Origin of the sequence: Hymenobacter rubripertinctus, assembly GCF_003583925.1 — a bacterium.
Lineage (GTDB): Bacteria > Bacteroidota > Bacteroidia > Cytophagales > Hymenobacteraceae > Hymenobacter > Hymenobacter rubripertinctus.
This window is the reverse complement of record NZ_QYCN01000004.1, coordinates 1-14,671: the sequence shown is the minus strand read 5'-3', so window position 1 is coordinate 14,671 and position 14,671 is coordinate 1. Positions and strand designations below refer to the sequence as shown.

The window sequence follows — 14,671 nt, the reverse complement described above, 5'->3', positions numbered from 1 at the left end:
CACTTAGTCAGGCTTCACCTCAATAAGGCGAACTTGGCCGGTGGCAGGCATCAAACCGGACTTGAGCATAATCAGCTGGCCCTTGTTGCCTGCTACGAAGGATGCAAAACCGGTGCCAAGACCGGCCCGGGCCTCCCGACTGACAACATAGAGCTCCCGACGGAGCGGGTACGTTTTCTGCGCGAGATAGGCCTGATACGGCTGGAAGTAGTCGTCGGCCGTAGCGCCGCTGGTTTTGCTGCTGATGCCAGCTATCCGGACCCGCTTGAGGAACTTCTGCACCGCCGCGTCGTCCCGGTCACTGATCCAGTTGACGCCGATTACCCCAATAGCATTCGGATGGGTAGCAACGTAATCCAGCAGGGCAGGGTTCGACTTGGAGGCGAAGATACCCTTGGCCAGGGCTGTGCCGCGGGTGATGGAGTCCTGCACGAAGCGGGCCGTGCTGGAATTATTGTTGTCGAATACGGCAGTAATCTCGCCCAGCGTATTCTTCGGGCTAAGTTGGCCCCATTGAGTGAGCTGCCCCGTGAAAATAGCGCGCAGTTGCGCGGTAGTCAGCAATGAGTCAGGGTTGCTGGGGTGCAGGATAATGGCCACGCCATCGACGCCGATGCGAATGGCTTTGGGCTCAATCTTCAGCCGCTTGAAATGATTTTGCTCCTGCGTTGTTAGCGGGCGGGAAACTACCGCTAACCGGATGCTGTCGGTTAGCAGGGCCTGAATAATGTCGCGCTCCGGCTGGAAAACCGTTTGCAGGTGAGCGGCCGGGTACAGCTTCTGAAACGTATCCACCTGCGATTTGAGGATGGGCTCGAACGTTTCATCCACGCCAATGCGTACGGTCCCGCTGGTGGGGGTATCAATGGCCTGCCCGCGTCCGTTATTGTCGCCGCTGTTGCAGCCCAGAAGCCCCAAGGCCATCAGCAGCAGGCTGGCCATCACCTTGAAATTAGCGTGCATCATCCCGGTTTTTTCTGAAGTGTAACTGGTACGTCCTGACAAATCTAATGATTCCGTAAAATACGAAGATGGCGGCCAGCAGTTGGCGGGGCGTTTCGGCGAGGCGGATAGTGCCGGCCGGTACGAACCACAAATAAATTCCCAGCACCATATACAGCACCGACATAATGAGGGTGAAGTAGCGCACCAGGCCGGGCTGGCTGTGGTGGCCCAGCTGGTCGTCGGTAGTAGGGCGGTCAGACATGAGTAGAAAAATGAAGAGGCAGGATGTTCTTTTGAATGCCAGATTGCCGGCTTTTTGTTCGCCAGCCCGATGCGTCAGCACAAGTAACGGGGGGATGCAACCGTAAAAAACGGCAAAAAACGGCTGGTTTGTGCTACCAGCCGTTTTTTGTCATCATAAGCCTCAAGCAGTCAGCAAGGTAGCCGACGGATTCGGTTACTCATACTTAAAGGTGATGGGCAAAGTATAGCGCACGGGCACTGCATGATGATTCTGGTAACCCGGCTTCCAGGCGGGCATTTTGCTGATAACGCGGCTGGCTTCTTCGTCGGTCCCGTAGCCCAGGCCCTTCAGAACTTCCACGTCGTCAATCGTGCCGTCGGTATTGACGGTAAAGGAAATGAACACCTTTCCCTCCACACCCGCCCGCAAGGCCTGTGGCGGGTACTTCATCTGGCGTTGCAGATAGCTCATCAGTGCCCCGTTGCCACCCACAAACTCGGGCATTTGCTCCACATGCACGAACGGCTTTATAACGGCCGGAGCGGCCGGATTAGCGGCCGTATCATTGCCGCCACCCGCCGCCGGCACCATGCTGTTGCCGTTGTTGCCATCCTGGTTGATGTCGCCAAGCACTAAAGGGCCATTTGCTACTGGTGCTTCAATCTCGGGTTGGTCGGGCTTTTTCACGTCCTCGTCGCGCACCACTTTGGTCGGCGTCTCGGCCGTGTGGGTCCGTATCGTGGCCGTGGCACTGCTCATGCTGGGTTGCTTGGGCTGCGGCTCCACCTCCGTGAAATGGGTGAGCGTTAGCGTGTCATCCACGACGGCCGGCACAACTACTGCCGCCGCCGGCCATACCTGCTGCACGATAACCGGCAAAGCAATTAGCAAGGCGGAGAGTGTGATGCCCAAGGCTACTGCTTTGGTTACGTGACGGCCGTAAACCTGGCGCAGGACGTAGGCACCGTAAGCTTTGTTGCGGCCCTCGAAAACCATGTCATCGAGGGAGGGGGCGGAGATGTGCGCGGCTGTGGCCATGGCGAATAGAGCGTTAAGTGAAAAATGAAAGAATTCAGCTACTCAAGCCTTTCAAACTGCCAACCCCACGAATGCTTCCCCTGGCTCTTAACTACTCAACGCTCAACATAACCCGGGTAGTATGTAGATGAGTTTTTTTTTTAGAAAATTCTCAAAACGCAAAACCCCGAACCGGACAGCTGTCCGATTCGGGGTTTTATCTGGCACCAATGAGTTGGTAACCGGGAAGCTTACTTGATAGCAAAGGTTACGGGTACCGTGTAGTACACGGAAACGGCGCGGCCGTTCTGCTTACCAGGCGTGAAGCGCGGCAGGCTTTTGATAACCCGCATCGACTCTTCGTCGCAACCGGCACCAATACCTTTCTGCACCTCCACGTTCGTAACGGTTCCATCAGGACCAACTACGAACTTGATGAAGACACGGCCTTCCACCTGGTTACGCAGTGCCATTGCCGGGTACTTGATGTTCTTGGCAATGTACTGGAGCAACGCTTCCTGTCCGCCGGGGAATACCGGCATCTGCTCCACGTAGGTGTATGGCTTGTTCGTGACGACTTCTTCTACTGCCTTAGTGCCCTCACCGGGCTCCAGACCAGCAAGGTCAGCCGGATTGTCAGTGTTGCCCTTAACGCTGACGGCTGCCACGGTTGCCTTCTCCAATTCTTTCACGTCCGGAATTTCTTCCTTCTTCACCTCTTCGTCTTTCTTAACGACGGGGGGAGTGAACTTGATGGTCGTGAGCTTTGGTGGGGGCGGTGGTGGGGCCTCCGGCGGCGGGGGCGGCGGGGGTGGGGGAGCTACCTTGTCCAGCGGCGGGGCTTCCATCAGCTCGTTCACCTTGAGCATCTTATCCTCCACCACCACGTCGTCTTTCTTCATCATGCGTGCCACCAAAGGGAAGGCAATCAGGAGAGCAAACAGGGCGATGGAAATAAGAACTGCGCGGGTAACGTGCTTGCCGTACACTCGCCGGATTATGTAAGCCCCGTAGGCCTTATTGCGCCCCTCGAAGACTATGTCATCGAGAGATGCGCTGGCCAACTGTGCGTTGTCCATCATAATCCAGAAGATTTAATGAGTTCCACATCCGCATTCGAAATGTCCACCAGCGCGTATTTCTTCTGGTCGGTGATGTTCATTTCGTCGAGGATGTCGACCATGTTTTTGTAGTTGGACTTATCGTCCGGCTTGATCAGGACCACCAGATTGGGGTTGCTCTTGCGCGCCAGCAACTCCTTGCGGATACCGTTGGCATCGTAGCCCGACAACTTCAATTCCGGCTTGGTGTCCGTCGACAACAGACCATCGTAGTAATAGATCTTGTTGTTCTCCCCGAGTAGGACGGTAAAAGCGTTGGACGCCTTAATTTCCGACTTTTCGGTTTCGTCCTTCGGCTTCACCGGCATCGTGACCTGCATCACGGTAGGTTTGCTGAAGGTGGTCGTGAGCATGAAGAAGGTCAGCAGCAGGAAGGCCAAGTCTACCATCGGGGTCATGTCGATTTTGGTCGACATTTTCTTCGCCCGTTTTTTTCCGCCTTTCCCGCCGCCGCCGCTATTTTGTTGTATTTCTGCCATGTCGTCTGTGCGAGATTAGTTACCGGCCACCGGTTTAGTTTCGAGGTCGGTAATCAGGTTGAACCGGTTAATGTTCTTCTCCTGCATCAGTTTGATGACTTTCTTTACAGTCGGTACATCCGCCTGCCCATCGCCTTTGATGGCAATGTAGGCGGGAGTGCTGAACTGCTTCCGGCTGAGCGACTGCGCCGCTACTACCCATTCGATGAACTGGTTGTTGAGCGAGTCGGCGGGAATGCCGTCCTGCTTAACCAACTTCCGCTGCTCGCTGTCCAAATTCAGGAGAGCGGGCAGTTTTTCGATGGGAGTACCAAAGCTGGCCCCTACGCCCCGGAATGCCTGTACCTGCGCGGCCGTAAAGCTAACACCGTACTTGGCTCCCACCGTGCGTAACAACTCAGATTTGATCTCGTCGTCGCCAACTCCGAAGAAAATACGCTTGTCCTTGTCAATGGCTACGGTGAGCACGTGCGATTCAGGCAAACGAATTTCGGAGGTAGAAGAAGGCGTGTCCACTACCACCGCCTCTTCCGGGGCGAATTTGGTGGTGAGCATGAAGAAAGTCACCAGCAGAAAGGCCAGATCCACCATCGGAGTCATATCCAACGACGGGGATGTTCTGTGAGGCTTTACTTTAGGCATTGCTGGTGTAATTAAACGCGTGATTCAGAAACGAACAACTCCACACTTTAGTGCGTGTAAGCACTAAAATTATACGGTAGTATTGGAGTGGTCCGTGGCACCGTGCTGGGCCGAGAAGGTCTGAATGATGCTGAAACCGGCTTCGTCAATGCTGTAAGTCAGTTCGTCGATCTTGCTGGTGAAGAAGTTGTACGACACGATGGCCAGGGCCGAGCCCGTGATACCGAGGGCCGTGTTGATGAGGGCTTCCGAAATACCGTTGGCCAGACCAACTGCGTCGGGAGCACCACCCTGGGCCAGTGCCGAGAAGGCCTTGATCATACCCAGTACCGTACCGATCAGACCGACCAGCGTAGCGATGGAAGCCAGCGTGGAAATAATCACGAGGTTTTTCTCCAGCATGGGCAGCTCCAATGCCGTCGATTCCTCGATTTCCTTCTGGATAGCCAGTACTTTCTGCTCTTTCTCCATGTGGCGCTCACGTGCCATTTCCTGGTACTTCATCAGGCCGGCGCGTACTACGTTGGCTACCGAGCCTTTCTGCTGGTCGCAGGCGGCAATGGCACCCGTGATGTCGTTCACGTTCAGCTTCTGACGGATGTTACGCACGAAGGATTCGATGCTCTTGGAGCCTTTTGCGCGGCTCAGGGTCAGTGCACGCTCAATCGAGAAGATAACTACGAGCAGGAACATGGTCATCAGCACCGGTACTACCGGACCCCCTTTGTACACCACCCCGAAATAGTCGCCCGAAAGCGGGTTGTTTTCGTTGTTACCGCCCTGGAAGTGACTACCGTCGCCCAGTACGAAGATGAAAATCAGTACGCTTACAATGAACGCCGCGATAATGGCGATAATGGCAAATGCGGACGAACCGCTGCCTCTAGAGTCGCCTTTCGGCGCTGCAGCAGCGGCAGGCCGGGCCGCGGGCTTATTCATGGCATTCTTTTGTTCCATTGTTCCGGAGAATTAGTGGGTTGTTGGTGAAAGGTTGAGCGTGTTGTAAAAAAAAAAATGAAAAATGGGCTGGCTAATCTTTCCGGCACGATGTTTCCTGTTCACCCGCACACTTCCGGAGTGTCCGTCAGCAAAGCATGGGTCTGCTCGTGTACAGGACTTGTCGTGCAGACCAGCCTATCCTTGGCAAACCTACTTAAAAAACATGAGTGCCGCCAAATGAAAAATGCGTTTAAACGCTTTAAAACTATGCGCGCCTTAAAAAAAGGCTATTTCTCCATCAACTTTATTTCGCGGCGGTCAGCGGAATCTGTTTAGCTCGTTCCCAATAGGCGTCCATTTGGGCCAGGCTCAGGTCGTGCAGTTGGTGGCCATCGTGGGCGGCCTGGGTTTCAAGGTACTGAAAACGATGGATGAATTTACGGTTGGTCCGCTCCAAGGCTTCTTCCGGGTTGATGCCCGCGTGCCGGGCAAAGTTGATCAGGGAGAATAAAACGTCTCCGAATTCGGCCGCAATACGCTCGGGGCTGAAAGTGGGAGAAGCAACGTCGGCAAATTCTGCTTCAAACTCCGCCAGCTCTTCCTGCACCTTTTCCCATACCTGCGTGGGCTTTTCCCAATCGAAGCCCGCGCCCCGCGCCTTTTCCTGAATGCGCATCGCTTTTACCAGCGCTGGCAGTGAGGTAGGTACGCCGCCTAGCACGGAGGTGTTGCCTTTCTCCCGCAATTTCAGCTGTTCCCAGTTCTTCTTGACCTCCTCCTCGGTTTCTGCTTTCACGTCGCCGTAGATGTGGGGGTGGCGGAAAATCAGCTTTTCGCACTGGGTATTGAGCACATCGGCAATGTCGAAGGCTCCTTGCTCACTGGCAATTTTGGCATAGAAAACCAGGTGTAACAGCACGTCGCCCAGCTCTTTCTGGAGGTCCGGCAGGTCGTGGCGAATGATGGCGTCACTGAGCTCGTAGGTTTCCTCGATAGTGAGGTGACGCAGGCTTTCCAGGGTCTGTTTCCGGTCCCAGGGGCACTCGGCCCGCAGGCGGTCGAGCACGTCCAGCAGCCGGCCAAAGGCCCCGAGCTGCTCTTGCCGGCGGGTGGTAGCAATGTTTTCCATCAGGCCAAATATACAAGGGCTTACGGCATTCCTTGTGCCTACATGAGTAGGATTATGGGCTGCCTCATCCGGAGCCGCAGGTTCTTTCGTAGGGAAAGCTAAGCCAGTTGGCTACTTTTGCGGCCTCTCACGGGCGATATTCGCCCACCTACCATTTAGCAGCACACACGTGGCACTGATTAAATCCATTTCGGGAATCCGAGGCACTATCGGCGGCGCGGCCGGCGACGGTTTAACGCCCATTGACATAGTGAAATACGCCGCTGCCTTTGGTACCTGGGTACTGGAAAAAACGCAGAATAAAACCATCATCATTGGCCGCGATGCCCGCCTTTCGGGCGACATGGTGAACCGGCTGGTAACGGCCACCTTGCAAGGGCTGGGCATTGATGTGATTGATCTGGGCCTGAGCACCACGCCGACCGTGGAAATGGCGGTGCCGGCCAAAAAAGCCGGCGGCGGCATTATTCTCACGGCCTCGCACAACCCCAAGCAGTGGAACGCGCTGAAACTGCTCAACCACCAGGGCGAGTTCATCTCGGATGAGGATGGCAAGCAGGTGCTGGCTTTGGGCGACTCCGAGTCGTTTGACTTTGCGCCCGTGACCAAGCTGGGCAGCTACACCACCGACGACACCTTCCTGCAAGAGCACATCGATGCTATTCTGGCCCTGCCGCTGGTCGACAAAGCTGCTATTCAGGCCAAAAACTTCCGGGTAGTGGTAGATGCAGTGAACTCCTGCGGCGGTTTTGCCGTGCCGATGCTACTGGAGCAGTTGGGCGTGGAGGTGATTGAAAAACTGTTCTGCGACCCAACCGGGGACTTCGCCCACAACCCCGAGCCGCTACCCGAAAACCTGCGCGAAATTGCCCGGGTACTCGAGAAAGGCTCCTTCGACCTGGGCATTGTAGTGGATCCTGACGTGGACCGCCTGGCCCTGGTGAACGAAGACGGCAGCATGTTCGGGGAGGAGTACACCCTGGTAGCCGTGGCCGATTATGTGCTTCAGCAACTGGGCGGCGGCAACACCGTGAGCAACCTGAGCAGCACGCGGGCTTTGCGCGACGTGACCGAAAAGCACGGTGGTCAGTACGCCGCTTCCGCCGTGGGCGAGGTGAATGTGGTGAACAAGATGAAGGAAACCAACGCCGTAATTGGCGGCGAAGGCAACGGCGGTATCATTTATCCCGAGCTGCATTATGGCCGCGACTCGCTGGTGGGCATTGCCTTGTTTCTGAGCCATCTGGCCAAAACGGGCCTCACCATGACGCGCCTGCGGGCCTCGTACCCAAGTTACTTCATCTCGAAGAATAAGATTGAATTGACGCCCGAAATCGACACCGACCTGGTGCTGGTGGAAATGGAGAAGCGCTACGCCAAGCAGCAGGTGAATACCATTGACGGCGTGAAAATCGACTTCGACAAGGAGTGGGTGCACCTGCGCAAATCGAATACCGAGCCCATTATCCGCATTTACGCCGAGTCGGATTCCAACGCCACGGCCGACCACCTGGCCAACAAAATCATTGGTGACATCAAGGAAATCATCAGCCAGTAGCGGCGAAATGGTGCGTTAGTGAAATGGTGAGTTGCCGTTCGGACAGCCCTGTTGGTGCACGTAGCACTGGGAGGGCCAGCTGAATGGCAACTCACCATTTCATTATCCTGCCGTTACGCCACCGGGAAACCGCTATTTTTGTGGCGAAATCATTCGGGCCGGTTTGCGAGCCGGTTGTTACTGCCTTTCCGCGCAACTTATGAACGTGTATTTCGATAACGCCGCCACCACGCCCCTGGACCCTGAAGTGCTGGACGCCATGCTGCCGTTCCTGCAAAATCACTTCGGCAACCCCAGTAGCATTCATGGCCACGGCCGGCAGGTGCGCGCCGCCCTCGAGAATGCCCGTAAAACCATTGCCCACCTCATCAATGCGGCCCCCGCCGAAATCGTGTTTACCTCCTGCGGGACGGAGGCCGATAACTATGCTGCCTTTGGAAGCGTGCGCCCCCTGGGGCTGCAACACGGCATCACTTCGCCACTTGAGCACCATGCCGTGCTGCACACCATGCAGGCGCTAGAAAAGCAGGGCATGCAGCTCAGCTACCTGCGTCATGATGCGCGCGGCCGCCTGGATCTGGCTCACCTCGACGAGCTGCTGGCTACGCACCCGCGCACTTTTGTGAGCCTGATGCACGCCAACAACGAGATTGGCAACCTCAACGACATTGCCGCCATCGGGCAAATATGCGCCCGTCACAAAGCCGTGTTCCATACCGATACGGTGCAGACCATGGGCCACTACCGCCATGACGTGCAGCAGGTGCCGGTTGATTTTCTGGTGGGTTCGGCGCATAAATTCCACGGTCCGAAAGGAATCGGGTTCCTGTACCGTCGCTCGGGCCAGATGGTGGACGCGCTGCTCCACGGCGGCTCCCAGGAGCGCAACCAGCGAGCCGGCACCGAAAACGTGTACGGCATCGTGGGCCTGGCGAAGGCCCTCGAAATTGCTTACCGCGACATGGCTGATCATCAGCACCACATCCAGGCCCTCAAAAACCGGTTTATGGAGAAGCTGCGCGCCGAAATCGACGGGGTGGACTTCAATGGCACTTCCGCCGAGGCCGACCAGAGCCTCTACACGGTGCTGAGCGTAAGCCTGCCCTCCTCCGATATGAACGAAATGCTGCTCTTCAACCTCGACATCAACCACATATCCGTGTCGGGCGGCTCGGCTTGTACCAGCGGGGCCAACGCCGGCTCCCACGTGCTTACAGCCCTGGGCTGCGACCCTACCCGGGGTACCATCCGCTTCTCGATGAGCAAGTACAACACGGCAGAAGAAGTGGACTACGCCGTGGAGCAGCTGGCCAAAATGTACCGCAAGGTGCCCGCGTAAGTAGGGAATAAGAGAAGTGATGAATGCGGGGGCAGGTGCCGTTTGGTTATGTGAGGCAGAGCCAAAGTACCCGTAGGACAGCGTAGTTAATCCGGTTTTCATGCAGCCAAGAAACCCGGGTAAATAGCAAGCCCCTAACGTCAGCAGACGTCAGGGGCTTTTTGCCGGAAAAATGATGGTCCGCCTTAAAAGGCTGGATGAACGCCCTCGAATGCGCGGAATACCTGTTCCTCCTTCACCACTGCCCCTCCGCGCCGCCGCCGCCCGACTGGCCGCCGCCGAACTGGAAGCCGGGCTCCGGGACCTGGGGGGCGTGGGCCGTCTGGGCGACGATGAGGGCTTCCAGGTTGAGGCCCGGGCGTTCGGCAGTGGACGCATCGTTGGGGGCGGCGGTGAGGCCGTGACGGGGGGTGCGCAGGTAGCGCAGGGCCAGGGCCATGAGCACGATCAGCAAGGCGCCGAGCAGGGCACTAGCCACGGTGGGGGGCAGCACTGAGTGGTAAAACCGCACCGTGTAGCCCGAGAAGGCCAGGGTTACAAGGCCCGTCAGGAGCCAGACCCGGTCGGGGCGGCGCAGGCCTTGGTAGATGTAGAGCAGTGGAATGAGGGCCGTGAACAGGTAAAAAAAGAGGGCAAAAGAAATCTGGTGGGAAGTGCTTTCGTTGCGGATGGCAGCACTGGCCTCGCGCACGACCAAGTAGTTGCCACCGAGGTAGAAAGTAAGCAGGGCGACTACTTTGAGGGCTATGAAACAGGTCTGGTAATACCAGAAGTCGGTATGCGGTACGAGGTAGCGCACCAGAGTGTACAGCCCTACGGCCAGCCCAATCACGGCAAAGGGCACGAACAAAATGCCGAAAGTAGTGCGCAGCAACAGGTCGGTTACCAGGGCCAGGGCCACTGCATAGGCAGCAATGGCCACCAGCGCATCTGCGTAGGCAATCAGGGCCAGTACCAGCAGCAGCAGTACCGGCAGCAGAACCAGCACGATTCCGTTGAGCGCCAGCAGGTCCAGGCTGTTGGGCGTCAGCAGATCAGCGAAGCAATACATGGCGGCGGCGGCAAAGCCGAGGCTGATGTAGAGCAGGGCCTGGTCGGAGCCGGCGCGGTAGGTGCGGCCGGTCCGAATGAGCTGCCTCAACAGTAGCTGCCCGCCCAAGGCGCTCAGCAGGCAGACAACGCCAATAGTCGCCTGCTCCCGAATCTGCCCCCCGCTCAGGTCGTTGGCGACGGAATATAGCAGCAGGGCCAGCATACCGGCCGCCGCGAAGTAGCCCAGCGTCATCAGCAAAAACAGCAGGATGCGCAGGTAGATGTTGGGCCGGTAGAAGTCGGGCGGATAAGCTGCGCGGATGGCTTCCAACTGTGGCAAGGGCAACAGACCGGCGCGGTACCAGCCCCGGGCAGCCTCGCGAAGTGCCTCGTGGCGGGGCCAGGCTGAGTTATAGGCTTTAAACATGAGCAGCAGTGCCGGCTAACCGTTTGAGGTGGGTGAGAAACCAGATGGCAGCGGCCGTGGAGGCCACGAAGTAGTAGAGCGCAAGGCCAAAAACTACGTCTTCGCCCCCCAGAAAACGAAGACCCAAAAACAGTCCGAAGGTGAAGGCCACGTAGCCGTAGGCCGTCCCCAATAGCAGAAATAAGTGGGAGTGCGTTTTCTGCCCGTACCAAAACAGGCCGGCGCTGACGGCCAGAATCAGTAGGATCAGCAGGCCGGCGGGCCGGAGCACTTCCCCGAACATGGCCGCCGTGGCGGCGGCCAGCAGCAGGTTGCCGCCCAGCAGCAGGTAGGTATAGGCGAAGTGGGCCTTGCGGCGGCGGGTTTCGCTCAGCCAGCCCAACACCAGCAAGGCCGCCCCCAGCCCGATGGCCGCCCGACTCACGGCTCCGGTCAGCAACTGATTCTCGAACACTGACAGCGGCTGCACGCTTAAGCCGGCCCAGGCGGCCAGGGCCGTAATGCCCATCGACAGTACGCCCCGGTGGTCGAGGCGGTAAGCCAGGTAGAAGAACAGAACCGCCGGCACCACCAGGGCCAGGCCGTAGCGGGTGCCGAAAAGCGTGTACTGGGCTTGCAGGTAGCCTTCGAGGGCCAGAAACAGCAGGCAGCCGAGCAGCAGCAGATAGTCGGGGAGCAGGCCGGCGCTGGGCACCTGTGCCCAGCTGAAGGGGCGGCGGTGGCGGGCCGCGTAGGCGAAGCAGGCGGCCGTCAGCAGGGCCATAAGGGCCACTACCACGCCGTGCCCGAGGTGGTCGAGGTGCTCATAGAGCAACACGCCCAGTCCGCCGCTGAGCAGGGTGATGCCCAGGTAGAGCAGGGTACGGATTTCGTAGTGCAGCGAGAACGGGCGGGTGCGTTCATGCGCTTCGATGGCAGCGGCCTGTTCGGGCAGGAGCAGGCCGCAGAACCGGAGCTCGGCAATAAAGGAGGATACGCGCATAGACCGGAGCAGCAGACAATAGGTTCAGGAGCTAAACATACCAACTCTCGGGCACTGTCGGGCTGCACTATCCGGCGCGAGGAATATGGCAGAATCGAATCATAATCTGGCCGGGCCGCGTAAGGCTAGCGCGTACTGCTTCTTTGTCCTACCTTCTGCTTCCATATGGCCGATATTAACATTCAGCGCAAAAAAAATACGCCCAGCCCCTGGCTGTTTCTGCTGGTGGTGCTGGCCGTGGTGGGCCTGGGAGCCTATTTCCTGTTCCGGGCCGAAGTCAATGCGCCGCCGACCCTGCCCCCAACCCCGCCGCCGCCGGCCAGGAGGGCCGTTGATAGCCTTAGCGGGGCTGAAACCGGCCCCCGCCCCGCCGAAGACGCACTAAACGATATGGCCGCCGAAACGGCCCCCGTAACGGCCGGCGTGCTGGCCGCTTTTGCCGCTACCGAGGCCACCCGGCCTGATTATGGTCGGGAAGGCCTGCGCCTGCTGACCTCGGCATTGGTCAGCCTGACGGACCGGGACGACCTGCGTACGCCCTTCATCGGCACCCGCCGCGACGACCTGACCAGCGCTACCAGCCGCCTGGAGGAGCCGGCCGCCAGCCTGCGGCCCGGGTGTGTGGCAGCGGCGGCCCTAGTTCAGGCCATTCAGCAGCAAGGCTATCCGGAGCTGCAAACGGCGGCCCGCCAGCTGAGCGCCCAGGCCGCCGGCCTGAGCGGACGGGCCACTACGGCAACGGAGCAGCAGGCGCTACGTACCTATTTTCAGCAGGCTGCCGAGCTGTTGCGCGCCTTCGAGTCGCCCTCCGTGGCCCAGTAAGCCTGGTTTTATTACTTGTTTTTTACTTAGCCGGAGTCCTCCTCCGGAACGCTCCGTTTCCCTATGCAACCTACTCCCGACCCCCTTCCTACCGGCCAGGGCCTGCACCTGCGCCGCCTGCGCGACCTCACCGAGTTCGAAGTGGCCGACGACAACCCCGACATCCGCGGCTGGGCCGTGCGCGGGGCCGACGGCCGCCAGTTCGGGCAGGTAGTTGAGCTGATCGTGGACGTGGACGCCCTCAAGGTTCGCTACCTGGATGTGGAGCTGGACGCGTCTCTGGGCCTCAGCGAGCGGGACCGGCACATCCTGCTGCCCATCGGGGTGGCAGCCCTGGATGAAGACGCGGATAACGTGTTCGTGCCTTCGCTCACGTACCAGTCGGTAACAGAGTATCCATCCTACGCCGAAATTCAGATAACCCGCGAGTACGAGCAGGCCATGCTGCGGGCGTTGAAGCTGCCGCTGCCCGCCGCCGCCGAACCGGATTTTTACAACCAGCCTGGCTACGATGGCACCACCTTCTACCAGCGCCGCCGATTGGAGTAGCAGGCGAACTACTGCCGCACCACCCGGCGCGTGAGCACCCGGCCATCGGGCAGCTGCACGCGCACCAGATACAGCCCGGCAGGCAGCAGGCGTAAGTCATACGCGTCCGTGGCCAGCCCCGCCGGGGGAACCGCAAGCTCCTCACCCAGCAGGGTGTACCAGATCACGCGGGTAGGCCGGGCTTCGGAAACAAGCCGGACCGTGCCGGTGGTGGGGTTGGGGAAGAGGCGCAAGGCCAACCCGGCAGCGGCCGTAGCGGCCAGCGGAGTGCCGGGCCGGGCGGCCAGCCAGATGGTGGCGTTGGTGATGACGCGGGCATGGTCGCCGTCGGCTTCGGCACTCCAGCCATTGTAAAGTTTGTCGCCCGGGTCGCCGGTTCCGTCGTCGGGCGGGGAGGAGTCGCCCAGGGCCACTACTTTGCCGCGGCCGTAGCGGGCATAGGCCATGAGGGCCTGCTGGGTGCCGGTAGCGTCGGCAGTGGGGTGGTAGATGACGCCGCGCACCGTGGGGTTGGCTGTTGGCAGCAGCGTGAGGCTGGCCCCGTTGTAGAACTCCATCTTCCGCACGTCGCCCGCAGGGCCGTGCAGCAACGAATCGGTGGGCAGCACCGGCACGTTGGCGGTTTTCACTACCAGGTTATCGAGGTTGAAGGTAAAGCCGAACGGGTTGCCACCGGGGGCAGTTGTGAGCAGGTCGTTCCAGATTCGGGGCGAATCCCAGCCGCTGTTGTTGCGGTCCGATACCACGTGGTCGGATACCATAAACAGGCCGCCTCCATCGCGCACAAAAGTCAGCAAAGCCGTTTTCTCGGCCGCAGTAAAGCGGATGTTGGGCTCATTCACAACATACACCGCGTAGTTGCGCAAATCCTGGTCGTTGGTGGCGTCGCCGTAGGTGAGGCGGCCGTTGTTGGGCAGGGTTTCCACCTGAAAGCCGCGCTTCACCAGCTCCACGCCCCAGGCCGAGATGCCCCCGCTCCAGTACGTTTCGGGCGTAGTGGCCGTGATACCGCTTTGGTCGGGCGTGGGGAACCGCTGCGGGTTCGACTCCGAGCCGCCCGGCACCATTGCACCACCCGTACCCACGCGCAAATCGTACACGTCGGCATCAATTACCCAATCCGCATTGCCCGCCATCTGGGCGTGGGCGGCATCAAACAGCACTTTCGGTAGCTGCTGGGCCGGCGCTACCAAAGGCAGCAGCATGATGAACAGCAGCAGGAAGCGGTAGGCGTGGGGCATGGTGTAGGATAAGAGTGGAAGCGGAAATGGGAAAGCGGGAAAGAAACAAAGGAACGTTGGCGGTGGTATAATGCGAGGTGATTCAGGTTGGCGTTAACCGACGGTTGTGCTCGTCGATGACGAGTTGGATGCGCGTATGGTGCATTTTCTCGCACCGGCTAAACGAGCAGGACTTGCGCACCAACACGCCGCACTTTTGGCGCAA

At 58.9% G+C, this 14,671-nt stretch carries 15 protein-coding genes; 4 read left to right on the top strand and 11 right to left on the bottom strand.

Features of this window, described 5'->3' with window-relative positions:
• Positions 1–3 precede the first annotated feature (3 nt).
• From D0T11_RS03370 to mazG, 8 genes are all read right to left on the bottom strand, one after another.
• Positions 4–966, bottom strand: a complete 963-nt coding sequence (locus tag D0T11_RS03370) for a PstS family phosphate ABC transporter substrate-binding protein (RefSeq protein WP_119654375.1) — start codon at positions 964–966, stop codon at positions 4–6.
• On the bottom strand, positions 953–1,207 hold the full coding sequence (locus D0T11_RS03365) for a DUF308 domain-containing protein (protein ID WP_119654374.1): 255 nt from the start codon (positions 1,205–1,207) through the stop codon (positions 953–955). Before D0T11_RS03365 ends, D0T11_RS03370 begins: the two co-directional genes overlap by 14 nt.
• A gap of 195 nt (positions 1,208–1,402) precedes the next feature.
• On the bottom strand, positions 1,403–2,227 hold the full coding sequence (locus D0T11_RS03360) for an energy transducer TonB (RefSeq protein WP_119654373.1): 825 nt from the start codon (positions 2,225–2,227) through the stop codon (positions 1,403–1,405).
• Positions 2,228–2,457: 230 nt separating this feature from the next.
• Positions 2,458–3,288, bottom strand: a complete 831-nt coding sequence (locus D0T11_RS03355) for an energy transducer TonB (RefSeq protein ID WP_245990593.1) — start codon at positions 3,286–3,288, stop codon at positions 2,458–2,460.
• Positions 3,285–3,806, bottom strand: a complete 522-nt coding sequence (locus D0T11_RS03350) for an ExbD/TolR family protein (RefSeq protein ID WP_119654372.1) — start codon at positions 3,804–3,806, stop codon at positions 3,285–3,287. The genes D0T11_RS03355 and D0T11_RS03350 overlap by 4 nt, the downstream gene beginning before the upstream one ends.
• Before the next feature lie 15 nt (positions 3,807–3,821).
• Positions 3,822–4,448, bottom strand: a complete 627-nt coding sequence (locus D0T11_RS03345) for an ExbD/TolR family protein (RefSeq protein ID WP_119654371.1) — start codon at positions 4,446–4,448, stop codon at positions 3,822–3,824.
• A gap of 69 nt (positions 4,449–4,517) precedes the next feature.
• Positions 4,518–5,405 (bottom strand): MotA/TolQ/ExbB proton channel family protein, encoded by an 888-nt coding sequence (locus tag D0T11_RS03340; protein ID WP_245990591.1) that lies wholly within the window; start codon positions 5,403–5,405, stop codon positions 4,518–4,520.
• Between the two features lie 286 nt (positions 5,406–5,691).
• Entirely contained in the window at positions 5,692–6,516 is an 825-nt protein-coding gene (gene mazG, locus D0T11_RS03335) for a nucleoside triphosphate pyrophosphohydrolase (RefSeq protein WP_119654370.1), read from the bottom strand.
• A gap of 169 nt (positions 6,517–6,685) precedes the next feature.
• Here mazG and glmM point away from each other — a divergent pair, with 169 nt between their 5' ends.
• A complete protein-coding gene (gene glmM / locus D0T11_RS03330) occupies positions 6,686–8,074 on the top strand; it encodes a phosphoglucosamine mutase (protein WP_119654369.1) in 1,389 nt (462 codons plus the stop codon).
• Positions 8,075–8,273: 199 nt separating this feature from the next.
• Positions 8,274–9,413: a cysteine desulfurase family protein gene (locus tag D0T11_RS03325; protein ID WP_119654368.1), complete on the top strand. Its 1,140-nt coding sequence runs from the start codon at positions 8,274–8,276 to the stop codon at positions 9,411–9,413.
• Between the two features lie 235 nt (positions 9,414–9,648).
• Here the strand turns inward: D0T11_RS03325 and D0T11_RS03320 are convergent, their stop codons facing one another.
• Together D0T11_RS03320 and D0T11_RS03315 are read right to left on the bottom strand one after the other, a co-directional pair.
• Complete coding sequence (locus tag D0T11_RS03320; RefSeq protein ID WP_119654367.1) at positions 9,649–10,872, bottom strand: hypothetical protein; 1,224 nt, start codon at positions 10,870–10,872, stop codon at positions 9,649–9,651.
• Complete coding sequence (locus tag D0T11_RS03315; RefSeq protein ID WP_119654366.1) at positions 10,865–11,854, bottom strand: DUF2157 domain-containing protein; 990 nt, start codon at positions 11,852–11,854, stop codon at positions 10,865–10,867. The genes D0T11_RS03320 and D0T11_RS03315 overlap by 8 nt, the downstream gene beginning before the upstream one ends.
• Positions 11,855–12,019: 165 nt before the next feature.
• Here D0T11_RS03315 and D0T11_RS03310 point away from each other — a divergent pair, with 165 nt between their 5' ends.
• Entirely contained in the window at positions 12,020–12,676 is a 657-nt protein-coding gene (locus tag D0T11_RS03310; protein WP_119654365.1) for a hypothetical protein, read from the top strand.
• A gap of 63 nt (positions 12,677–12,739) precedes the next feature.
• Complete coding sequence (locus tag D0T11_RS03305; protein ID WP_119654364.1) at positions 12,740–13,225, top strand: PRC-barrel domain-containing protein; 486 nt, start codon at positions 12,740–12,742, stop codon at positions 13,223–13,225.
• 8 nt (positions 13,226–13,233) lie between these two features.
• On the opposite strand, the gene D0T11_RS03300 is transcribed toward D0T11_RS03305, so the two are convergent.
• On the bottom strand, positions 13,234–14,466 hold the full coding sequence (locus D0T11_RS03300) for a T9SS type A sorting domain-containing protein (RefSeq protein WP_119654363.1): 1,233 nt from the start codon (positions 14,464–14,466) through the stop codon (positions 13,234–13,236).
• Between the last annotated feature and the right edge of the window lie 205 nt (positions 14,467–14,671).

Excerpts from the sequence above, each read along its gene's own strand:
- D0T11_RS03370 (WP_119654375.1), bottom strand. The coding sequence starts at position 966 with ATGATGCACGCTAATTTCAAGGTGATGGCCAGCCTGCTGCTGATGGCC.
- D0T11_RS03365 (WP_119654374.1), bottom strand. The coding sequence starts at position 1,207 with ATGTCTGACCGCCCTACTACCGACGACCAGCTGGGCCACCACAGCCAG.
- D0T11_RS03360 (WP_119654373.1), bottom strand. The coding sequence starts at position 2,227 with ATGGCCACAGCCGCGCACATCTCCGCCCCCTCCCTCGATGACATGGTT.
- D0T11_RS03355 (WP_245990593.1), bottom strand. The coding sequence starts at position 3,288 with ATGATGGACAACGCACAGTTGGCCAGCGCATCTCTCGATGACATAGTC.
- D0T11_RS03350 (WP_119654372.1), bottom strand. The coding sequence starts at position 3,806 with ATGGCAGAAATACAACAAAATAGCGGCGGCGGCGGGAAAGGCGGAAAA.
- D0T11_RS03345 (WP_119654371.1), bottom strand. The coding sequence starts at position 4,448 with ATGCCTAAAGTAAAGCCTCACAGAACATCCCCGTCGTTGGATATGACT.
- D0T11_RS03340 (WP_245990591.1), bottom strand. The coding sequence starts at position 5,405 with ATGGAACAAAAGAATGCCATGAATAAGCCCGCGGCCCGGCCTGCCGCT.
- mazG (WP_119654370.1), bottom strand. The coding sequence starts at position 6,516 with ATGGAAAACATTGCTACCACCCGCCGGCAAGAGCAGCTCGGGGCCTTT.
- D0T11_RS03325 (WP_119654368.1), top strand. The coding sequence starts at position 8,274 with ATGAACGTGTATTTCGATAACGCCGCCACCACGCCCCTGGACCCTGAA.
- D0T11_RS03320 (WP_119654367.1), bottom strand. The coding sequence starts at position 10,872 with ATGTTTAAAGCCTATAACTCAGCCTGGCCCCGCCACGAGGCACTTCGC.
- D0T11_RS03315 (WP_119654366.1), bottom strand. The coding sequence starts at position 11,854 with ATGCGCGTATCCTCCTTTATTGCCGAGCTCCGGTTCTGCGGCCTGCTC.
- D0T11_RS03310 (WP_119654365.1), top strand. The coding sequence starts at position 12,020 with ATGGCCGATATTAACATTCAGCGCAAAAAAAATACGCCCAGCCCCTGG.
- D0T11_RS03305 (WP_119654364.1), top strand. The coding sequence starts at position 12,740 with ATGCAACCTACTCCCGACCCCCTTCCTACCGGCCAGGGCCTGCACCTG.
- D0T11_RS03300 (WP_119654363.1), bottom strand. The coding sequence starts at position 14,466 with ATGCCCCACGCCTACCGCTTCCTGCTGCTGTTCATCATGCTGCTGCCT.